At 47.3% G+C, this 21,771-nt stretch carries 21 protein-coding genes; 7 read left to right on the top strand and 14 right to left on the bottom strand.

Going from position 1 to position 21,771, the window contains the following annotated elements; genetic code table 11:
* Window positions 1–232 precede the first annotated feature (232 nt).
* From ACZ5PW_RS02355 to ACZ5PW_RS02345, 3 genes are read right to left on the bottom strand one after another with little or no spacing between them, the layout of a single operon-like run.
* The gene (locus tag ACZ5PW_RS02355) at window positions 233–1,114 is read right to left on the bottom strand and encodes a cell division protein FtsX (RefSeq protein WP_464557693.1); all 882 of its coding nucleotides are present in this window, start codon (window positions 1,112–1,114) and stop codon (window positions 233–235) included.
* The gene (gene ftsE / locus ACZ5PW_RS02350; protein ID WP_464557691.1) at window positions 1,108–1,797 is read right to left on the bottom strand and encodes a cell division ATP-binding protein FtsE; all 690 of its coding nucleotides are present in this window, start codon (window positions 1,795–1,797) and stop codon (window positions 1,108–1,110) included. Before ftsE ends, ACZ5PW_RS02355 begins: the two co-directional genes overlap by 7 nt.
* Window positions 1,798–1,818: 21 nt before the next feature.
* Window positions 1,819–2,172, bottom strand: a complete 354-nt coding sequence (locus ACZ5PW_RS02345; protein WP_464557689.1) for a hypothetical protein — start codon at window positions 2,170–2,172, stop codon at window positions 1,819–1,821.
* Between the two features lie 335 nt (window positions 2,173–2,507).
* On the opposite strand from ACZ5PW_RS02345, the gene ACZ5PW_RS02340 reads away from it, so the two are divergent.
* The 4 genes from ACZ5PW_RS02340 to ACZ5PW_RS02325 all read left to right on the top strand — a co-directional run bounded on the left by ACZ5PW_RS02340 (window position 2,508) and on the right by ACZ5PW_RS02325 (window position 8,079).
* Window positions 2,508–3,683: a pyridoxal phosphate-dependent aminotransferase gene (locus ACZ5PW_RS02340; RefSeq protein ID WP_464557687.1), complete on the top strand. Its 1,176-nt coding sequence runs from the start codon at window positions 2,508–2,510 to the stop codon at window positions 3,681–3,683.
* Window positions 3,684–3,785: 102 nt separating this feature from the next.
* Window positions 3,786–5,129: a glucose-6-phosphate isomerase gene (locus ACZ5PW_RS02335; RefSeq protein ID WP_464557686.1), complete on the top strand. Its 1,344-nt coding sequence runs from the start codon at window positions 3,786–3,788 to the stop codon at window positions 5,127–5,129.
* Window positions 5,130–5,254: 125 nt separating this feature from the next.
* On the top strand, window positions 5,255–6,688 hold the full coding sequence (locus ACZ5PW_RS02330) for a sensor histidine kinase (RefSeq protein WP_464557684.1): 1,434 nt from the start codon (window positions 5,255–5,257) through the stop codon (window positions 6,686–6,688).
* Between the two features lie 17 nt (window positions 6,689–6,705).
* Window positions 6,706–8,079, top strand: coding sequence for a sigma-54-dependent transcriptional regulator (locus tag ACZ5PW_RS02325; protein WP_464557682.1), 1,374 nt, complete (start codon window positions 6,706–6,708; stop codon window positions 8,077–8,079).
* A gap of 232 nt (window positions 8,080–8,311) precedes the next feature.
* On the opposite strand, the gene rnhA is transcribed toward ACZ5PW_RS02325, so the two are convergent.
* From rnhA to ACZ5PW_RS02310, 3 genes are all read right to left on the bottom strand, one after another.
* Complete coding sequence (rnhA, locus tag ACZ5PW_RS02320; RefSeq protein WP_464557680.1) at window positions 8,312–8,776, bottom strand: ribonuclease HI; 465 nt, start codon at window positions 8,774–8,776, stop codon at window positions 8,312–8,314.
* 12 nt (window positions 8,777–8,788) lie between these two features.
* On the bottom strand, window positions 8,789–9,361 hold the full coding sequence (locus ACZ5PW_RS02315) for a TPM domain-containing protein (protein ID WP_464557678.1): 573 nt from the start codon (window positions 9,359–9,361) through the stop codon (window positions 8,789–8,791).
* Window positions 9,362–9,583: 222 nt separating this feature from the next.
* Window positions 9,584–10,951, bottom strand: coding sequence for a phosphomannomutase/phosphoglucomutase (locus ACZ5PW_RS02310; RefSeq protein ID WP_464557677.1), 1,368 nt, complete (start codon window positions 10,949–10,951; stop codon window positions 9,584–9,586).
* Between the two features lie 236 nt (window positions 10,952–11,187).
* On the opposite strand from ACZ5PW_RS02310, the gene hflK reads away from it, so the two are divergent.
* Window positions 11,188–12,285: an FtsH protease activity modulator HflK gene (hflK, locus tag ACZ5PW_RS02305; RefSeq protein WP_464557675.1), complete on the top strand. Its 1,098-nt coding sequence runs from the start codon at window positions 11,188–11,190 to the stop codon at window positions 12,283–12,285.
* A gap of 15 nt (window positions 12,286–12,300) precedes the next feature.
* Window positions 12,301–13,158 carry a protease modulator HflC gene (gene hflC, locus ACZ5PW_RS02300; RefSeq protein WP_464557673.1) on the top strand — a complete coding sequence of 286 codons (858 nt, stop codon included), beginning with the start codon at window positions 12,301–12,303 and terminating at the stop codon, window positions 13,156–13,158.
* Between the two features lie 78 nt (window positions 13,159–13,236).
* Here hflC and ACZ5PW_RS02295 read toward each other — a convergent pair whose 3' ends face one another.
* From ACZ5PW_RS02295 to ACZ5PW_RS02260, 8 genes are all read right to left on the bottom strand, one after another.
* Window positions 13,237–14,343 carry an HD domain-containing phosphohydrolase gene (locus ACZ5PW_RS02295; protein ID WP_464557672.1) on the bottom strand — a complete coding sequence of 369 codons (1,107 nt, stop codon included), beginning with the start codon at window positions 14,341–14,343 and terminating at the stop codon, window positions 13,237–13,239.
* A gap of 186 nt (window positions 14,344–14,529) precedes the next feature.
* Complete coding sequence (locus tag ACZ5PW_RS02290; protein WP_464557670.1) at window positions 14,530–15,039, bottom strand: peptidylprolyl isomerase; 510 nt, start codon at window positions 15,037–15,039, stop codon at window positions 14,530–14,532.
* 47 nt (window positions 15,040–15,086) lie between these two features.
* Window positions 15,087–16,373, bottom strand: coding sequence for a DUF401 family protein (locus tag ACZ5PW_RS02285; RefSeq protein ID WP_464557668.1), 1,287 nt, complete (start codon window positions 16,371–16,373; stop codon window positions 15,087–15,089).
* A gap of 229 nt (window positions 16,374–16,602) precedes the next feature.
* Window positions 16,603–17,262, bottom strand: a complete 660-nt coding sequence (locus ACZ5PW_RS02280) for a DUF3431 domain-containing protein (RefSeq protein WP_464557667.1) — start codon at window positions 17,260–17,262, stop codon at window positions 16,603–16,605.
* A 2-nt stretch (window positions 17,263–17,264) separates the two neighbouring features.
* Complete coding sequence (nhaA, locus tag ACZ5PW_RS02275) at window positions 17,265–18,626, bottom strand: Na+/H+ antiporter NhaA (protein ID WP_464557665.1); 1,362 nt, start codon at window positions 18,624–18,626, stop codon at window positions 17,265–17,267.
* A gap of 144 nt (window positions 18,627–18,770) precedes the next feature.
* Entirely contained in the window at window positions 18,771–19,688 is a 918-nt protein-coding gene (locus tag ACZ5PW_RS02270) for a DMT family transporter (RefSeq protein WP_464557664.1), read from the bottom strand.
* Window positions 19,689–19,725: 37 nt separating this feature from the next.
* Window positions 19,726–20,520 carry an AraC family transcriptional regulator gene (locus ACZ5PW_RS02265; protein WP_464557662.1) on the bottom strand — a complete coding sequence of 265 codons (795 nt, stop codon included), beginning with the start codon at window positions 20,518–20,520 and terminating at the stop codon, window positions 19,726–19,728.
* A gap of 160 nt (window positions 20,521–20,680) precedes the next feature.
* Window positions 20,681–21,070, bottom strand: coding sequence for a hypothetical protein (locus ACZ5PW_RS02260; RefSeq protein WP_464557660.1), 390 nt, complete (start codon window positions 21,068–21,070; stop codon window positions 20,681–20,683).
* Between the two features lie 218 nt (window positions 21,071–21,288).
* Between ACZ5PW_RS02260 and ACZ5PW_RS02255 the strand changes: the two genes are divergently transcribed.
* Window positions 21,289–21,726, top strand: a complete 438-nt coding sequence (locus ACZ5PW_RS02255; protein WP_464557658.1) for a Fur family transcriptional regulator — start codon at window positions 21,289–21,291, stop codon at window positions 21,724–21,726.
* Window positions 21,727–21,771 lie beyond the last annotated feature (45 nt).

The following is a 21,771-nucleotide window of genomic DNA, read 5'->3' as shown; positions in this document are numbered from 1 at the left end:
CCAAAACTTTTTATTAGGGCTTCGCCGCTTTGTGTGGCGGTTTTTACGTTATCAAAAGATATATCGTTATGCAGAGTCTCTGCTTATTTCAAAAAATTAAGTTAAGTCCAACGAAAATATATAGTCTTCATGGGCTTAGGGGAGAGGGGGATTGTTAATAGGAAGTAGAGAGGCCGCTTTGTGCGCTGGCGAAGGGGGCTTTCAACTTCCTATTAAGCCGCCGGATGAATATTTAACTCTTAACAGCTACGAAGCTGCTCAACATTCCGATGAGAGTGACAGTTCCCATAAGGATCGCACACTGCTCCGGTGGAAGAAAGGTGATCTTCATGAACAGCGGCGGAAAATTCAGGATATCGGAAAATAGCTGCTGGGCTCCGTAAAGGATACCAAGGGCAAGAGAGCTTCCGAAGAGTCCGAGCAGTGCTCCTCCGGTAAGCAGGGGCAGCCTGATGAACCATTGTTTGGCTCCCACGAGATAGAGAATTTCAATCTCGTCGTTCCGGGTCATCAGGGACAGGCGCATGGTGTTGCCGACCACAAGGGCCACAACAAGACCGAGAAAGCCGATTACGGGCCATACAATGGATTGAGTAAGGTGAATCCAGCCTCTGGCAAGGTCGATCTGCAGGGGATTGTAATGAACCTTGTCCACAAAGGGAAGCTCTTTTAGTTCTCTCAAAAGATTTGCGGCCCAGCGGTCATTCTCAACCCCCGGTTCAACAGAGAAAGACAACAGTGCAGTTGCAGGAAGCGGATTGCCGTTTTCGCCAAGCCATGAAAAATCATCTGAGTTATTCAGTGCTTCGGAAAGCTGCTTGAGAGCAGTATCCGGAGTGAAAGTGCGTAAGTCTTTGAGACCTTCTATGGTTTCCAGATCTGCCCATTGTTTTTCGATTTCGGGAAGAGGGGCTCCTGCCTGCCAGAAAATCTGCACTTCTACCTGTCCGCGCGATTTGAGGAGCTCCTGATTTACGTTGTGGAGAGTTATCATGAACAGTCCTGCAAGCAGGGAAACCATTGTTACCGCAATGAGGGTAAACAGGTTAGCCCAGGGATGGAGTCCAAGATCCCTTATTCCTCTCCCGGCAAGTCTGAAAAAGAGGGTCAGCATGGGCAGCACTCCTCAAGAATATGGGCCGGAGGATCGCAGACCTGTCCGCCTTCAAGGTGTATGATTCTCGCATCCGGAACCGTCCGCAGTATTTCACGGCTGTGAGTTGCCATTACAATCGTAGTACCATGAGTGTTGAATTGCTTGAAAACTTCCATGAGGTGCAGGGAGAGTTCAAAGTCGAGGTTGCCTGTGGGTTCGTCCGCAAGTATCAGCTTGGGGTTTACCACCATGGCACGGGCGATAGCCACCCGCTGCTGTTCTCCGCCTGAAAGCTGGCGGCATTTGGTGTAGCTTTTGTTATCAAGGCCGAGGGCACGGATTATGGCCCTTACCCGTTTGTCGATTGTGGATTTTGGCATGCTGCGTACTGTTAATGCCAAAGCAACGTTCTCATAGACCGAGCGGTTGGGAAGGATTTTGAAATCCTGAAATACAACGCCCAATTCCCTTCGAAGCATGGGGATCTGCCCACGTTTCATATTGTGGAGTTCATAGCCCGCAACAGTCCCTTGCCCACGTTTTAGAGGAAGTGCTCCGTATAAAAGGCGCATGAGTGTTGTTTTTCCCGCACCGGAATGTCCGGTCAGGAAAATGAAATCTCCTTTGCCTATGTTCAGGGAGATATCTTTAAGTGCCCAGTTTGAACCGAAATTGTAAGACAACCTGTTGAGCCGGATCATTCAGTAACCGTTTCTGTTGGGTTAAAATTTTACTTTGAGAGTCTGCCCGTCTGAGGTTGTGCATCTTCCCTGTCCGCCGCCCTGAAAAGCTTTAGCGGGATTATCGAGGTCGAAGTCGCATTTCATGCTGACTCCGTTGTTGTCGAAAAGGGTAACGCTTTTTTCTCCGTATTTCATCTGTCCGGTGAAGACTGTTTCGTCGGGGAGTTCCGCTCTTACGGAATATTTATGTAATCCGCGCAGTTCAGAGGCCACCATTTCAGCCCGTCCGAGTTTGTCTCCCTGATCGGAGACGAGATCGCCGTTCATTGTAACCGGAGCGCATGCAGCAAGACCTGTAAATATGGTGATCAGCATCAATAGTCTGTAAATCATCTTCAATCTCCTTGCCAGAGGTTGTAGCAGGGGCGGGCTTCTTTTGCAAAATACAATATTATTGCTTTATGAAAAATATACGATTTTCGGTCAACGGCTTTAACGTTTCGGTGAAAAGTTTCAACTTTCCACAGAAATATTTACCTTAGGCCTGTTTTCATTTAAGTTCCGTTGTAAAGCATGGACCGGAATCTTTTTTCTGAGAACATTTCGGCAGAAGAGTGTCGCTTTGAAATTCAGGCTATGACTGACTCGAAATATGAGTTCCGGTATTGCTGACTAAATCGTTAGGTGCCCAAGGGAGAAACATATAACTCAAGCAGCAGGAAAGAGATATGAAAATTTCTGAAAGACTTATGAGAGCCAAGCCGTCCGCAACGCTGGCAGTAAATGCCAAAGCACAGGAGTTGCGCGCACAGGGTAAAGAAATTGTCAGCCTAGCAGTTGGCGAACCGGATTACCAGACTCCTGAGCATGTCTGTGAAGCCATGAAAAAAGCTGTAGATGACGGTTTTCACCGTTACACCGCAGTGCCGGGACTTCCCGAGCTGCGTACAGCTGTCGCCAACTACTATGGCAAATTCTACGGTGCGAAAGCCGTGGCTGATAATACCATCGTCAGTAACGGCGGCAAACAGGCCCTGTACAATCTTTTCATGGCCCTCATTGATCCGGGCGATGAAGTGCTGATTCCCGCTCCCTACTGGGTAAGTTACCCCGCAATGGTTGAACTGGCTGAAGGGACACCCGTAATCGTTCCCACTACTGCGGAATCCGGTTTTCTGGCGGAGGTGAAAGATCTTGAGGCTGCCTGTACCGATAAAACCAGACTGCTGATCCTGAATACCCCTTCCAACCCCACTGGCGGGCACTATCCTCAGGCACAGCTTGATGAAATCGCCAACTGGGCCAAGTCCAAAGGTATCTTTATCGTTTCCGATGAAGTTTACGACCGTCTGGTTTACGAGCCGGCCGAGTACTCCACTCTCGCCAACTTCTGGGAAAAGAACCCCGAGCATGTAGCCATCGTAGGCGCTCTTTCAAAAAGCTTCGCCATGACCGGCTGGCGTGTAGGAACCGCCCTTGCCCATCCCGATCTGGTGAAAGCCATGGTCAAGATTCAGGGGCAGTCCACCTCAAACGTCAACACCATGGCCCAGAAAGCCGCTCTTGCTGCTTTTGAAGGCCCCTGGGATCTCATCGATGAAATGAAGGTCAACTTCATGAGACGTCGCGATATCGCATACGATATCATTACCTCCTGGCCCGGTGCTGTCTGCCCTAAACCTGACGGAGCATTTTACCTCTTCCCGGTTCTGGATGCTTTCTACACCGAAGAAACTCCGGATTCCGCGTCAATGTGCACTAGGATTTTGGAAGAAGCGGGTGTGGCACTTGTGCCCGGTTCCGCTTTCGGTGATGACCGTTGCATACGCATTTCCTACGCGGTTGATGATGAAGTTCTGAAAACTTCACTCAATAAGATCGGTAAAGTGTTGATGAATAAATAAAAATTACGTAAAGATAGTCATATTTGAGAATAGACTTTATTATCCCCTTCCGGCTGTGAATGCCGGAAGGGGATATAACACCATAATATATGGAGATCGAATATGGCTGCTAATATTCTGGACTGGACAGACAGTTGGTTTGAAAAGCTTGATTCCGAATCCAAGGCTGATTCGGCAGGCAGTATCGCCGCCCGCTTCAGCGGCGAAGTGGCCGAAGGAAAACTTCCCTTCTGCTCCATGCCTTTTATGGCCGAGCTTCTTCATGATCTGGATGGCCTTGAAGACTATGTAAGAAGCTTCGACCACATGCTCCTGCTTGGTATCGGGGGGTCCGCCCTGGGAGCCAGAGCCTTGCAGAAAGCTTTTTTTCCTGAGCAGGATCAACCCTGCCATGAAGGCCCATGGCTCTGGATAGCAGACAATGTCTGCAGCAAAACTCTTGATGCCTATCTTGAAAAACTTCCCCTTGAAAAGACTCTCGTTGCGGTGGTTTCCAAATCCGGCGGCACGATTGAAACCATAAGCCAGTATTTTCTTGTGCGTAGAAAAATGCAGGAAGTTCTGGGTGATGTCTGGAACCGCAATGCGATTTTCATCACAGACAAAGAAAACGGATTTCTGCGTGAGCAGGCGGATGAGCTTGATATCCGTACTCTGGAAGTTCCTGATAATCTTGGGGGCAGGTATTCTGTCCTTTCCGCTGTGGGGCTGCTCCCGGCAATGTTTATGGGCATTGACTACCGCTCTCTTGTGGAAGGGGCTTCGGCGGTGCTTTCACCTCTGGCGTCACCTGATCTTAATTCTGACATGCTGCGCAACCACCCTTCCTTTAAGTTAGCCTGCTGGGGAGCGGCATTGATGGATAAGGGTTTTAATGAGCTTATCTTCTTTTCTTACATCCCGCAGTGGGCCTGCTTCGGGCAATGGTTTGCCCAACTGTGGGCGGAGAGTTTAGGCAAGGAAGGTAAAGGAAGCCAGCCTGTTCCTGCCACAGGGGCAACCGACCAGCACTCGGTAAATCAGATGTTTCTTGATGGTCCGCGTAACAAGGGGTGTCTGTTCCTAACCTGCCCTTCTCTTCCAGAAGGAGCTGCTTTTCCTGATGATATCCCAAAAAAGTTCGCTTACCTCAAAGGCAAAAATTTCGGTGAGCTTATTCATGCGGAGGGACTGGGGACAAAAATGGCACTCAGTGCCAACAATGTTCCGCTAGTTGAGATGCAGATGGCTGCTGATAGTGAGGAGTCTGCGGGAAGGATGATGGGACTACTCATGGCCGCAACTATTTTTACCGGTTGGCTGATAGAAATAAACCCCATTGATCAACCTGCGGTTGAAATGGGCAAACTGCTGGCCAAAGCCAGACTGGGGGCTTCGGGCCTTGCAAGTGAGAAGGAAAGTCTCGATGCTTTTCTGAGTACGAAACGCGAGGAGCAGAAGTTTTAATCCCGTTCTATTACTATAAAACATTTATATCTCAATCGGCCGCCTTCATCAGGGCGGCCGATTTGCTTTTGCAGGCGAAGGCTTATAAGTAGGTACTACATAAACCAAGCCGTCGGAGGCCTCGATTGGAATCGAATAATCAGGATATTCAGGTAAAATCATTTCAGCTTGTCAAGCTGCTTTCATGGACGCTGCTGGTGGTTATCATTGCCAGCAGTCTCGGTCTCTCGGTTTTTCTGGCCAAACATGCCGATGAAACTCTTCTGGAAAAACAGAAAGAGTTTGCTTTGCTGCAGGCGGAAAACCTTAACCACCAGATATACAGACGGTTTATTCTGCCGACCATTATCGGTTATGGCAAAATCGGGCTCAAGAATAAGGAGCAGATGGAAAGGCTCGATCAGGTCGTACGCTCGACCATGCACAGCTTCAAGGTGAACGAAGTCCGCATTTATGATCCGGGAATGATCATTTCCTATTCAACAGACAAGGAGTTGATAGGTAAAGATGATCTGGGAGGGGAATTTATTAAAAAAGTGATGGAAGGTGGTGAGCCCAAGTATGAGTTCATAAGCAAGAAATCCACACTGGGCCTTCTTTTTGATCTCAATATGCGCCCCGGAACCATGCTGCTGAAAATTGTATATCCTTTGAGATCAGAAAAAAGCCTGAATATTGAAGAGAATGTGATTATGGGTGTGATGGTAATTACACAGGACATTACCGAGGATTACCAGTCGGTGATAAACTTCGAACGCCTGATACTTTTTACATCAAGTTTTTCCGCTCTCATACTTTTCGCGACGATTATGGCAATTATCCGCCGTGCGGACATAATCAATACCCAGCGGATGGAAGAGCGGCAGCAGTTTGAAAAGGAACTGAACCAGAGTGAAAAGCTTGCCAGCATCGGGCGCATGGTTTCCGGTGTCGCTCATGAAATCCGCAACCCTCTGGGGATTATCAGGTCCAGTTCAGAGCTTCTGCTCAAAAGGATGAATGACAGTGATCCGATGAATGCCAAGATTCTGGGGGCTATTCATGAAGAAACCAAGCGTCTGAGTCGTACTGTCAGCGATTTTCTTGATTACGCTAGACCGCGTAAAATTGCCCTGACCGCACTTGATCCCGCTGAACTGCTGGACAAGATTTATATGTTCATGGAATCCAAATGCAGGGAATCGAACATCGAGCTTAAAAGGGATTATGTGCACGGTCATAAAGTCTGCGGAGATGAGGACTTGTTGTACCGGGCTTTCTACAATCTTATCGGGAATGCCGTTCAGGCGGTGGATAAGGATGGGACAATCTCGGTAGGGATCAAGGAAGTTGAGAACGGAGTGAATGTTATTTTTACCGATACCGGGTCAGGGTTCTCTCCTGAAGTTATTGATAAGGTTAAGGATCCTTTTTTTACCACCAAAGACAGCGGAACCGGGTTGGGACTTGCCATCGTGACCAATATTGTGGAAAGCCATAACGGAAAGTTCTCTATAGGTAACAGCCCTGAAGGTGGGGCGTGTGTGAAAATCTTCTTACCTGAAAAGAAAGACTGCTGATAAAGCAAAAGAATAATATGTCTGCAAATATACTGATACTTGATGATGAACAGAACTACCTGCTCATTCTGGAGGCGCTGCTTTCAGATGAGGGGTACACTATTACTGCCCTCTCAGACCCTGAAACCGGGCTTGCCTATCTTGATGAATCTGAGGTTGATCTGGTCATAACGGATATGAAAATGCCCAAGCTAACCGGGCAGGACGTGCTTGAGCATGTGAAAAAGAATTTTCCGCATATCCCGGTGATAATCATGACCGCGTTCGGGTCTATTGAATCCGCAGTTGAGGCCATGAAAATCGGTGCTTTTGATTATATAACCAAACCGTTCGCCAACGAGGAGCTTCTACTCTCGGTTACAAAAGCCGCCCAGTTCGCAAGGGCACAGCAGGAAAACAGACAACTGCGTGAACAGATCAAAGACCGATATTCACCGAGCAATATTATCGGCCGCTCCAAGCCGATGATGCAGGTCTTCGATATGATCTACAAGGCAGCTCCGGGTAACTCGACTGTATTGGTCACAGGTGAATCCGGAACCGGTAAGGAACTGGTCGCCCAGGCAATTCATCAGGCTTCTCCCCGCTGTGACAAGCCTTTTGTTTCTGTGAACTGCATGGCTTTTAATGCCGGTGTTCTGGAAAGTGAGCTCTTCGGTCATGAAAAAGGTTCTTTCACCGGGGCCGTGGCCCGCAAGCGTGGACGTTTTGAAGCTGCTGATCAGGGTACTCTGTTTCTGGATGAAATAGGCGAGATTTCACACGACATGCAGGTTAAACTGCTGCGGGTACTGCAGGAGAAGACCATTGAGCGTGTCGGTGGCGGTGAGACCATTAAAGTTGATATCCGTATTGTTGCCGCCACGAACAAGAATCTCAAGGAAGCTGTTGAAAACGGTGAGTTCCGCGAGGACCTTTATTACAGGCTGAACGTGGTCAGTATCGAGATGCCTCCGCTTCGTGAAAGGCGCGAGGATATCCCTTTTCTGGTAGACCATTTTCTTGCTACCTACTCTGCGGATAACAATAAAAAGTTTGATGGTTTTTCTCCGGCGGCAATGGATTTCATGACCGGCTATGAATGGCCCGGGAACGTTAGACAGTTGCAGAATGTTGTGGAGCGTTGTGTTGTGCTCAGCTCGGGTACTGTTATTGAAGCTGATGATCTTCCGGCTGAGATCAAGGATGAGGAGTCTCAGTTCAAAAGTGCTGTAGACCTGCTGCCTACCAAGCTGAACCTTGCTGAAACCCTCGATAAGATTGAGGCAACGCTGGTCAGGAGAGCTCTGGTTCACAGCAATTTCGTGAAAGTTGAAGCCGCTGACATGCTGGGAATCTCCAAGAGTCTGCTGCAGTACAAGCTGAAGAAATACAGTATCACAGGTAAGTAGGCCTTTTTGGGCACAACGGAGAGGCATAAGTTACCCTTATTACTTTTCTCTCAGAGCTTGCCATCAAGCTTATTCTTTGGTCCTTTTCAAATAGAAATCCCGCAATACAGTTACTGTATTGCGGGATATTTTTTTAAGAGCAATTCAGGGTGATTACATTTTACTGAAGAATGTGGCGAATAAAAATTCCATTCTGCAGGAGCCAAGTCGGACTGCATCAAAGTTGATAAAGTCAGATTCCCTCGTCTTCTATAAGGTCACCGGATGAAGCCGCTCCTCTGGCAAGTTCGTCACAGCGTTCGTTTTCGGGGTCACCGGAATGACCTTTTACCCAGCGAAAAGTTACATCGTGTTTCTCCAGTAAAGGTATGAACTGAAGCCATAGGTCCTTGTTCTTGACCGGTTTTTTCGCCGCGGTTTTCCATCCGTTTTTCTGCCAGTTATCAATCCATTTTTTGGTAAAGGCGTTTTTTACATACTGTGAGTCAGTGTAAAGTGTGATTTCGCACGGCTCTTTCAGTTCGGTTAAGGCTGCTATCACGGCCCGCATTTCCATGCGGTTGTTTGTGGTCTTCTTATAGCCCTGAGACAGTTCCTTGCGGTGTTCATTGAAGAGAAGAACCGCTCCGTAACCGCCTTTTCCAGGATTCCCGAGGCATGATCCGTCAGTATATATGGTTATTTTTTTTTTGGACATCAAATATCTTCTTTATTCCTTGTAACCCGATGATTCTGGGTCAGTCATGTTGCCGTTTTCACCCTGACTGTAGACCGGTATTACCGGTTGATCCGCTTCAACTTTGCTGAGTCTTTCCCAGATCATAGACAGGGCGGTCATAAGTGTCGTCGGCCAAGCGTCATTGCTGAAATTGTCGATAAAATGCTTCTGTTCAAGTTCTTCAATGAAGTTTGTGCCAAGTGCATGCCTAACCAGCCCCGGAAAGGACATGAATACTTCTTCATAAGAAGGTGAAATCCCGATGTATAGCTCGTTTGATTCCAATTCCGGTTGGGATAGACGCTCAGTAGTAATCTGGATTTTGACATTAACTCCGAACTCATTGCGCATGCTTCTGATAAAACCCTGCACAAAGTTTCTTTCTGATTGGCTGAGGATTTTGGTCTGGTCCCAGAGTGAATTCCGGGCCTGAATCTTTTCCAGCGTAGTCTGGTTATTCATCCAGAATGCCCAGCCGACTATCCCGAATATTATGATCATTCCTACCATGCGCAGGAATTTCTCACTTACCGTCTTGCCATGTGGTTTAAAAAAAAGAGCCATCTGATTTACCTTTGAAAGTTAATACTTTCGACATTGTCCTGTGGATGCTTTTATTGCTGCAGCACAGTTTCTTATAGCATATATAGACTTACGTCAGATACTTGTGCCTCTATGGCCGCCCTTCGGTTTTCAATTAGTATTGAAACCAGTAAGTACCTTGTTGGGTTACATTACCAACTATTTGCTTTTATGTAAAAAGTGCCCTTTTATTCAAAAGAGGCATCACTCCTCAAAATTCTGGCGGAGTTTTTCCAGCAGGGTTTCTACAGTGTTCCTCATTTTATCAAGGTGTTCAGGGGAGTCTGCTTCAAAGCGCATTGTCAAAGCCGCCTGAGTATTGGAAGCGCGGACTAAGGCCCAGCCATTTTCAAAAATGATTCTGGCTCCGTCTATGTCAATAACTTCATATTGTTTGGAAAGTTCTTTAACTGCATTTTCAACAACCTTGAACTTGATCTGCTCAGGGAAGTCAATACGAAGTTCAGGGGTGAAATATGTCTGTGGCCAATCGTCAAGCATTTTGGAGAGCGGTTCTACGGCTTCGGAAATGATTTCAACCAGACGCAGCGCGGAGTATATCCCGTCATCAAAGCCGTAGAAACGGTCGGAGAAGAAGATATGCCCGCTCATTTCTCCGCCGAGCTCAGCATCTGTTTCGGCCATTTTAGCTTTCATGATTGAGTGCCCTGTTCTGGCCATGACAGCTTTCCCGCCGTGCTTCTCTATATCATCAAAAAGCAGATGGCTGCATTTGACATCTCCTATGACAGTGCTGCCCGGTTTACGCCCAAGCATCTCCCGAGCATAAACCGCCAGTAAACGGTCCCCGGGAATCATTTCTCCTTTCTCATTTACAGCCCCGATGCGGTCAGCATCCCCGTCAAGACCGATTCCTGCTTCCGCCCCGTGCGTGACCACTGCTTCTAAAAGATCTCCCATGTATTTTTCCACCACCGGGTCCGGGTGGTGGTTGGGAAAATCGCCGTCAGGATCACAATATAATGGTATAACGTCCACTCCAGCTTTGCGCAGCAAATCCAGCGCGATGTGTCCTCCGGCTCCGTTCCCGCCGTCAAGAACGATTTTTACAGGTCTTTTGATTTCAATGTCTTTGAGGAGGTCTTCAATGTAATAGGGGACAATGTCATGGCCCGAAGCCATGCCCTTACCCGAGTTGAATGTGCCCGATTTCATGATTTCATATATTTCCTGAATATCACCACTGTGGATGGTGGTATCATTTCCCCAAATCTTGAATCCGTTGAATTCAGGCGGGTTGTGGCTGGCGGTTATCATCACTCCGGCTTTATAATTCAGTTTTCTGGCTGCGAAATAGAAAGCGGGACTGGGAACCAGGTCAAGGAAAAGGACATCAATACCGCAGGAGTTAAGGCCTCTTATAATGGCCGACTGATATGCCGGAGAACTGTGCCTGCAGTCATGTCCCACTACCGCCCGGTCCCAGCCTTTAGATTTGAACCATGTGCCGCATGCTTTGCCAAGCTGCTCAACCCATTCTTCATCAAAATCACTTCCCACCACGCCTCTTATATCGTAGGCGCGGAAAATTTCGCGTTTTATGTCCTTCATCCAGCCCAGCTCCTTTAAAGTGGATTATCCATTATGAATTCAGATGGCACATTATGTATCAATTGAATCGTTGCAAGGGAACTATAATCAGGTTCTATGTAAACTTACGGAATCTGTTGCAGTTGTCCGTTTTCATATTTATAGTATAGTAATTGGCGTCTTGAAACACACAGTCTGTACTTGTTGCTGTGACTTTTTTATTAACTGCACGGTCCGTATATCCGATTTTCCTTGATATGTCGGTCCGTCTCGCCTATCAATTTATCATGAACTGGGATTGGGACAAATTATCCGAACAACGGCAGAGGAACAGTGGCGGCGGAACACCCAAGCCGCCCAACATGGACGATTTTAACTCAACTTTCAAAAAACTTCGCGGAAACGGCGTTCCCGGCGGTAAGTTTATCGTACTCGGCATTATCCTGCTCTGGTTCCTTTCAGGAATCTATATTGTAGAGCCTGATGAAGTCGGTGTGGTAACAAGATTCGGCAAATATGTTGCCACCACCGGACCCGGACCGCACTACCATCTTCCGGTTCCCATCGAATCGGTTATGAAGCCGAAGGTTTCACAGATCAGACGTGTTGAGGTCGGTTTCCGTTCTTACGGATCCTCGCGCTCTTTCACTCAGGGACAGTCTCGTAATGTGCCTGAGGAATCTCTCATGCTTACAGGTGACGAGAACATCGTAGATGTTCAGTTCATTGTTCAATACCAGATCAATGATCCTGTCAATTTCCTTTTCAGGGTGAGCAATCAGGCCAAGACAATTCAGGATGCCGCTGAAGCCGCAATGCGTGAAATTATCGGTAAAACCAAGATTGAACTGGCTCTGACAACCGGTAAGCTGCAGATTCAGACAGAGACAAGACTTCTGCTTCAGGAAATTGTTGACCGTTATAAACTGGGCGTAAATGTTCTCGCAGTTCAGTTGCAGAACGTACATCCGCCGAACGAGGTTATCGACGCCTTTAAAGACGTTGCCAGTGCCCGTGAGGACAAAAGCCGTTTCATCAACGAGGCGGAAGCTTACCGCAATGATATTCTGCCCAAGGCCAGAGGTCAGGCGGCTGTTATTGTGAATCAGGCTGAAGCTTACAAAGAGTCCAAGATCAGAAAGGCTGAAGGTCAGGCCAGTCGTTTTATGGCGGTCTATAAAGAGTACCAGAAAGCCAAGGATATCACTGTGAAGCGTCTGTATCTGGAGACAATGGAGAACATCCTGTCTAATCCTGATGTCAAGAAAGTCATTCTTTCCAGTGACTCGGCCAAGAAGGCACTGCCCTTCCTTTCTCTGGACGGTGGAGCACTTCCCGTCAAAACCGGTAAATAATGGGGGAATAGAATTATGAGTTTACTCAAAAAAGGTTCCGCTCCCCTGGCAATACTTATTATTGTTGCCGTACTGGGGCTTGCCCAAAGTGCCTATATAGTTAAAGAAACTGAGAAGGCGATAGTTTTGCAGCTTGGTAAGCCCAAGTCCGGTCCCATGGGGCCGGGATTGCATTTCAAGCTGCCTTTCGTCCAGAACGTGATTTATTTTGATTCACGTCTTCTTGAATATGATGCCCGTCCGGCTGAGATTCTGACCAAGGACAAGAAGAACATGGTCGTTGATAACTACTCCAAGTGGCGTATTGCCGACCCCTTGCTGTTTTATCGTACCGTGCGCTCCATCCCCCGTGCTCAGGCCCGTCTGGATGACATCATTTATGCGGAGCTTCGCGTGGCCCTTGGTCGGTACACCCTGATCGAAATTATCGCCAGTGACCGAACCGCTATCATGGAAGAAGTGACCCGGACTTCAAACAGCCTCCTCGATCCTTATGGGATTGAAGTGCTTGATGTCCGTATCAAGAGAACTGACCTTCCCCCGGAAAACGCCCGTGCAATTTACGGACGTATGCGGGCTGAGCGTGAGCGTATGGCAAGGCAGTATCGTTCTCAGGGTAATGAAGCTGCTTCAAGAATTACTGCTGCAGCAGATAAGGAAAGAGCGATTACCATTGCTGACGCTAACCTGAAGGCTGAGATTCTTCGAGGTGAAGGGGACGCGGTGGCAACCAAGATTTACGCTGATAGCTTCGGCAAGGATCCCCGTTTTTACGAGTTCAAGAAATCTCTTGAAGCGTATGAAGCTGGATTCAAAGGAGATACTCGCGTGATTCTCTCTCAGGATAATCCGTTTTTAAAATACATGAAGTAGGCTTTTTAAGCTTAAAAATAAAAAACTCCCCGCGGCGCTAAGCTTTGGGGAGTTTTTTTTATTGCAAAAGTGTATTCTTTATCCGTCAGGATAATCCCTGCGCAGAGCAAGAATTTCATCAATATCGTCAAAGAAAAGTTCGGTCAGGTGGGGATCGAATTGTTTCCCCTTACCTTCATCAAAATACTTTTTGATTCTATCCATATCCCAGGCCTTCTTGTAGACCCTTTCACTGCCGAGGGCATCGAAGACATCTGCTATGGCGGTTATCCGTCCGTAGACGTGCACATCTTCAGCGGCCAGACCACGGGGATACCCTTTTCCGTCCCAGCGTTCATGATGCTCATAGGCTACGATTGCCGCAGCTTTTATGATAGGGCGGTGCGAGTGTTTGAGAATCTCATGACCGATGGTGGTGTGGGTTTTAATAACTTCCACTTCTGCAGGTGTAAGTTTTCCGGGCTTGTTGAGAATGGTGTCCGGGATTCCTATTTTTCCTACATCATGCATGGGTGAGGCCAGACGCAGCAGATCGGCTTCTTCCTTGTCGAGTCCGTAACGGCGGGCGAGTATGTAGGAAAGTTCCGCAACGCGGCGAACATGGTTGGCTGTTTCATTTGAACGGGTTTCAACTACTTCGCCAAGGGTCAGGATAATTTCTTTCTGGGTTTCAATCACTTCATCCTGAAGAGCCATGAACGCATCCTGGGCTTCTCTGCGGACTTTTACTTCACGCCGCAGATCTTCGGTGCGCCTCTGAACTTCGGATTCAAGGTGTTCCTTGTACCTTCTGTTCTCTTTTATGAGTCTGGCTCGTTCAAGGCCCTGTCCCAGAGCGTGTTCCAGAATGCTCAGATCAACAATCGGTTTGGTTACGAAGTCCCATGCGCCAAGTCTTACAGCATTGATGGCATCCTGAATCAGTCCTGCACCGGACACGACAATTATCGGAGTGTCCGGATTTTCTTTGGAGACGGATTTGAGAACTTCGAACCCGTCAACCTTGGGCATATTCAGATCCACAAGAACGGCATCCGGTTTTTCTTTTTTGAATAGCTCCAGTCCCTCTGCGCCATCCCCTGCTCCGATAATTTCAAAACCGGAATCACTGAGATAGTCGCTGATTGTTTCGCGGACAAAGGCTTCGTCATCAATTACGAGAATGGTTAGTTCTGAATTATCCAAGGCTTACCCCTGATACGTTTTTGGCTGAAAACAACTTACCCCTGCGGACAAGTATGGTATAGCAAAAAAATCTTTTATTTAATACTTTTAATATCTCCCTGCGAAAAATACGGAGCGATTGCAAAAAAACAATGCCGGAAAGTAATTGTACTTTCCGGCATTGGATAAGATCATATGTAAAAAAGACTAGTCCTCGAAACGTTTCATTGAAATGATGCTGATGGGATCAACAGGAACATCATCCATCGGTCCGTATGAACCTGTTTTCACTTTCTTGATTTTTTCTACGGCTTCCATGCCATCAACAACCTTACCGAAAACACAATAGCCCCAGCCCTGAGGATTCTTGCCGCTGTGGTTGAGGAAACCATTGTCCTTTACGTTGATAAAGAATTGAGATGTGGCGGAATGAGGGTCCATAGTACGAGCCATGGCGAGGGTTCCCACTTCGTTTTTAAGGCCGTTATCCGCTTCATTTTCAACTGGAGCGTGGGTGTCTTTCTGTTTCATATTGAAATCAAATCCGCCGCCCTGAACCATGAAGTTGTTAATAACTCTATGGAAAAGGGTTCCTTCGTAAAAGCCTTCGTCTACATAGCGCAGAAAGTTCTCAACAGTTTTAGGTGCTTCCTTTTCAAAAAGCTCGATGAGCACTTCACCTTCAGGTGTTTCCATCAGTACCATGGGGTTGGACATGTTATATTCCTCCGATTTTTTTCTTGCCCTGTTGGGGAAAATTTCACTTACAATAAAAAGAAAAAGTAAGCTACTCCGAGTATCATAAGCACTATGCTCGGCATGGCAATTTTTTTCCAGGCCGGGTACATGTCCACTTTAAAATATTCACAGGTGAGCAGGAAGCAGATGTGCAGCGGCGAGGCCATAATCCCGGCAAAGCCGGAAAACATGCACAGCATTGCCCATGCCGGAAGCTGGTCTGACAGTCCTGCCGCGTGGACAAGGCCGACGACGAGAGGCATGGCAGCTCCTACAAAAGCAAGAGTTATGCCCGCAATGAACCCCACAAGAAAAGGAATTACCACTGCAGCCGCAATCAGTGCCGCTTCTCCCCCGGCAATTCTGGATAGCTCGTCAATCACTCCGCTTTTGCCCAGAACATCCTTGAAAACGAAAACGCATACAATCATGAAGATCATGTTCAGGAAACGTTTTTCAAGAAGGAGGCCGCGTATAATACCGGAAGAACCGGGGTTGAGGTAAATGGCTGAAGCGATTGCAAGTGTCAGGGCCATGATTATTCCCACTTCGAAAGGGATTGAAGTGGAGACAGACGCCAGCAGCAATTCGAATATCAGAGCCCCGGCAATAGCCGTAAGCAATGGCATACTTTCGATTAATACTGTTTTTATACCTGCCCGCTTTTCATTAATACTTGTTTCATCTCCATTGTTTTTCATCGGGAGAACAGATGGCCTTAAAAAGAAAAACCAGCCGAGGGCTATGCAGGCAAAGGCCCCTGGAAATGTGTAGCTTATGAATTGGAAAATGGTCATGGAGCATAGTGCCGCCGCCAAAATCATCCCCGGATAAAGGGGCCAGGCCAGCTCCCATACATGTCTGAACCAGTAGTTTATGACTGTTTTATCCCTTGCCGTTACATCCAATCCGCCCGAGGCTTCCTGAATCATGGGGGCGGAGAATATTGCTCCACCGGGCATGGGCAGAAGTCCTATCAGGGCAGGGAAGAAAACCAGTCTCAGGCGTGGGTTGCGAAGGTATCCAGTAAGGGAATCCATTATTCGTCCTGCCTGCCCTGTCTTTTCGAGAAGTCCGGACAGAACCATGATCAAGGCAACTATAAGCGCAAGAAAGACGGTTTTGGAATCAACCAGAGCAGTTCCGGCTGCTTCAACAAACGGGCCGGCACCCATGGAGGTGAGTGCTGCAAGAGCTGCCGCCCCGATTATTATCGAGGGGCCCACCCCCAGCCGTAACCGTATACCGGCCAGCATGCATATAAAGACGAAAATTATTTTGAAAAGAGGTAAAAGGCTGATGATGAAGTCCATGAAAACCTACCTTGAGTGTGAGGTTGATTGATAAATCAACAGGCATGTGTGAGCATGTCACCAAGTGGGATAAAATGCAAAATAAATGCTTCCTGACTTGTCCGTGCACAGCAATGAAGAATTGCGGGTTGGTATGTATGCGCGGTTCTATTTCCCGGATCCGGACTTGAGGATGGATTGAACCTTAACTATGGGTTTACGGGAGTAGTGAAGGTAAATTAATTCAGCTTCAGGTAGGGTTTATGGCTTTGCTGCCATTGAATATGACCTGCCATAATCTTTCGAATGCATGGCCGGTATTTTCAGCATCCTGCGGATCTGATTCAAGAAGCGAGATCGCTTTTTCGTAAAAACTCAAAGGACGGGTGAGTATTCTGTCTTTCCGGACCATGAAGAGACCGGTTGCGGCACTGGCGATAAATTTGGAAGGGGATGGACGTTCAAAAAGCTGTTCGTAAATATATCCGACCGGAATGTCTTTACCCCAGCCGAGCCATTTCCCCTTTTTCTCAGGGGCAGCCATCTGGTGGGGCCTTCCCTGCTTGTCGCAGACCATGCGGAACCAGGCAAAGCCCTTGAATGGGATATTGCGCTCCATGTTTTGAGCTATGATTGAATTGAGCGTTGAACAGTCGGCTCCTTCCTCCATATGGAAAAAAGGGGTTCCCTGCAGAAAAACCGTGAAATCCGGGAAATCGGGATAAAGGCGCACAATATGGGTTAGATAGGTGTGGGACTCTCTCCCTGTATTCGCCAGTCTTATGGCACCCTCAATTTCGGCCTGCCCTTTGTTGTAGACAGTTGCGGTACAGCATAAATCTTCAATCCAGGACAGGTCTTCCCTGTAGCGGGCTATAACCGCCCCGACCCTTTCACTGTCGTATTTCAAAGCTAATCCTCTCTCTGGCAATGTAGATTCAGCGGGCAGCTGCGCAGGACCAGGAAACCTAATATTCCTGCTACTGTTGAAGCGATCAGAATACTGAACTTGGCATCAATGATAAAGTGGGAAGTCTCATCCCATGCCAGTGTGGCAATAAAGATAGACATGGTAAAGCCGATGCCTGCCAGCAATGAAGCACCGAGAAAGTGCCCCGGTTGCATTGTCCTTGGCATGTCAGCTATGCCGATTTTGATAGCCAGCCAACTGGCAGAGCAGATTCCGACAGCCTTACCTAAGATCAGACCTGTGAAGATACCGAGACTTACCGGGTTGAAAGGGTCAATTCCTCCTTCGCTGCTGAAATTGATTCCGGCATTGGCCAGTGCAAAGACAGGCATGATTCCGAATGCCACCCAGTGGTGGAGGTTGTGCTCTATTCTTTTCAGAGGGGGCGAGGCCATTAGAACATCCCTGCCCATATGTCCCAGAGCAGAAAGCATTTGCTTGTTTGAGAGGGTTACGGCACCGGTGCCGCTGGCATTGCCATAATCGCTGATATGTTTGTTCATTGATTCAGTGAAATCCTGACAGCATATTCTGGTTGAAGCCGGGATGGTCATTGCGGCCAGAACTCCAGCAACAGTAGCGTGTACTCCGCTTTTCAGAAATGCAAGCCACATGAGGACGCCAAGCAGCAGGTACGGCAGCGGGGATCTGACTCCCATACGGTTTAGAAGCAGCATGCAGACAAAGAAGAGCATTCCCAGACCGATGATCCAGACAGATACTCCCGAAGAATAGAACACTGCTATAACCAGTATTGCTCCGATATCATCCACAATTGCCACTGCGGTGAGGAATACTTTGAGACTCAAAGGAGCTCGGTCCCCAAGCATGGAAAGCACTCCCAGCGAAAAAGCGATATCTGTTGCCATGGGAATCCCCCAGCCATGAGCTGACGGGGCTCCGTAGTTGAACACCGCGAAAATAAGCGCCGGAGCTATCATTCCTCCTATGGCGGCGAAGATAGGTAGTGAGGCCTGCCTGAATGAGTTAAGCTCTCCAACAAGGATTTCTCGTTTGATCTCTAATCCGACCAGAAAGAAGAAAACAGCCATCAGGCCGTCATTAATCCATAAAATAGCGGGTTTTGATAGAATAAAATCTCCCGCTCCTATGGTGAGATTAACATTTTTAAATGCTTCGTATAGGTGTCCCCAGGGTGAGTTGGCCCAGATAAGGGCAATGATCGTGGTGATGATGAGAACCAGACCGCCTGATGATTCAACCCTTACAAATTCATAAAAAGGGTGCAGCATGTTGTCGATTGTTCTTGGTCCGGATCTGTCGAATACTTTCGCTTTGCTCATGGTGACTCCTGTTGACTCCAAGAGGGAATATTTATGATGAAAGCTGTAATGATTTCAATATGAATTCGATTAATATAGCTTCGGTTCATATCATCGCGAAAAACATAGCAGAAAGTATTAGTAAAATAAAAGATCAAGTTATTATTAAATTTGTTCCTTCTTAGGTCGAATATCTTTTTTGGGGGAAAAGCGGCTTAGTATTCCCGATATGGACAGAATTCCTGAAAGTACAAGTACACACCCTGCCAGGTGATACCAGTGTAGATCTTCACCGAGCACCAGCGCGGACAAAAAGACTGCTGAGACCGGCAATATCCCGGTAATGATTCCAGCTGAAGATGCCGGGACATGTACGACTCCGGCAAACCAGAATAAGTAGGCCATAACAGTTACAACCAGACCGTAATAAATGACCGCCCCCCATGTTTGCGGGGTGACTCTTGAAAAGTTAACGCTGAATGCTTCATAGATCGCGCTGGGTAGAAACCATAGCAGTCCAAGCAGGCAGATTATAGCTGTTGCAGCTAATGGCGAGATCGGTTCTTTTATCCATTTGCGGAGCACAAGAAATAGAGATTCCGCTGCAACCGCTCCAAGCACCAGCATAAGTCCCAAAAAGGAATTCTGCCCGTCACCAGTGGATTGTCCACTGCCGATTATTATAATCCCGGCAAATGAAAGGATAATTCCTGTGAGAGCGCTCGCGGAGCATTTTTCCTTGAAAAATACCCAGCCTATTATGCCCATGAACATAGGTGTTGTACTGGTTACTATGCCTGCTGATGCCGGACTTATATCCTTGAGACCGTACAGTAGCAATACAGTGAATAAGAATGATCCGCATAAGGCCTGTAATGCCAGAATCATCCAACTTGCCTTCGTCAATTCAGGAAATCCGCCTTCTCTGTAGAAAAGGATGGGCAGTATTGCCACTGAAGCCAGCAGGAAGCGAAGTCCTGAAGAAAGAAAGACCGGAAGACCGTCTACCATGATTTTACCAGCTACAACCGAGCTGCCGACAATAATCATTGCCAGCGAGAGATTTAGATATGCTTTAACCATTCAATACTCCTTTTGGAGATTGAGACTAAGCATGCGTCTAATATTTGTTTTGGATAAAATTGCGGTATTTGCCGGGAGTGATGCCGAACTGTCTGCGAAAGTGTCTGGTGAGGTGGCTCTGATCGAAAAATCCACAGGTTGCTGCTATCTCTGCCAGTCTTAATCCTGAATCGAGCATTGTTTTAGCCCGGTTGACCCGAACCTGTGTAAGATAGGCATGCGGGGTGATCCCGGTATGTTTTTCAAAAACCCTAATAAAGTGGAACGGACTTAAGCCTCCCAGCTCGGACAGTTGCTCAAGGTTTGAATCATCAGTGTAGCAGTCTTCAATATATTCACGGGCAATCTGCACTGCCCTGTGCTCGCTACCTTCCGGCGGTATATTTCTCTGGCTATCTGCATGGCGGGTAATCCAGTTGATCAGGAGGGTTAACAGGAGGGTTTCCTTTTCCAAGGATGAGGTTTTTTCTTCATCAAGAATTTTATGAACTTGAATGATCTGGTTGGCCAACTGGCTGTCATCAAGAATTCCGGCTCGAAAATGGGGTTGAAATGATTTCGGAGAAATTTCAGCGGCCGCATTTTTCATAAGCTCTGGGGGCAGGTAGAACATGCGGTAGGTCCAGCCTTCTTCAGAAAATGCATGACCGTCATGGGATTCTCCGGGAACAACAAGATTGATAAGTCCCTTGGAGGCAACCAGGTTTTCCCCACGGTATCTGAATCCCATTGCGCCTCTTTCAATAATTCCGACAGCGTAGTCCTCATGCATATGTCTGGAGAAATTCTGATTAGTATAGCTGGCTCTCAGCATTTCCACACTGCTCTTCATGAATGGAATTCTTTTGAGTTTTATTAATTCCGAGTCTTTTGGGGCTGGGGATTTTTTCTCCATGAGTCAGAGAATAGTATCAGAGCTGGATATTGCAAGTAAAAATGCCGAGAGCAGATACAACTCCTCCCGGCATCAATTAGCTGTTCAGGAAAGATTTCTACTGGTTGGAGTGTGCTTCTTTGATACGTGCTGCGAGATAGTCCTTTGACTCAGCGTCGTCAGCGTCAAAGCAGTGCCCGTCTTCACCGAGAAGTCCACCGGGAACAAGATCACCCAATTCGTCCGGATCGGTGATGCAATCGCCGAAAAAGCAGACTGAAAGCCAGCGGTCTGCCGGGTCGTCATCAATGACATCGACCATCACGTAAAGAGGCCATTTGGTCTGGGAGGTTTTTACACCGCGCATGGAATAAGTGACGCCGGGACGGGCATGAAATTCAATTTTTGTGTCACCAAGCGATTCCAGAAGTTCTTTGAATTCTACGAAAACTTTTTTCACTCCAGCAGGGTCCTGTTCCCATTCAGAAATAAATTTTTCCAGTTCCATTATAAACTCCTTGATAGATTCTGTTACATCCCAGACCGGACCGCTCCAGTCTGCAAAATTATGATTAAATTCATCATTAAGACATATTTTTGTCATTAATTTGCGATATTCATACTCTTATGTCTCGATATGGGCAATCAGGATTTGACATTGGTATTCAATCCAATGTAGGGAGACTGTATTCGTAACGGTAAACACAAAATCTTGGATACAGTTTAATGAAGTCAGCACAGGATATTTTTGCCGAATACCTTTCACGGCAACGACTTAAGATGACCCCTCAGCGCAGAACAATTCTGCAGGTGTTTCTCGCCGAGGAAGGCCACGTTTCCTCAGAAGAGCTGTACAACCTGATAAGAAAAGAAGATTCTTCCATCGGTCAGGCTACAGTTTACCGTACCCTGAAACTTCTTGCCGAATCCGGCATCGCAAAAGCTGTCGATTTCAACGACGGTGTAATCCGCTACGAGCATAAGTACGGTCATGAGCATCATGATCATCTTGTCTGTGAACGTTGCGGCAAAACCATCGAAGCAGTAGATAATGAAATCGAACATCTGCAGGAAGAACTCGCAAAGAAGCATGGTTTCGTGCTCACCCATCATGAAATGTACCTCTTCGGCGTATGCAAGGAGTGCCAGGAAAAAAGCGAATAAACACGCAGATATTTCCTTAACACACCCAAAAGCGCCGCCTGAACA

This window comes from Maridesulfovibrio salinus (genome assembly GCF_055394525.1).
Note: the sequence above shows the minus strand (reverse complement) of the source record. Positions and strands in the feature narration are given on the sequence as shown.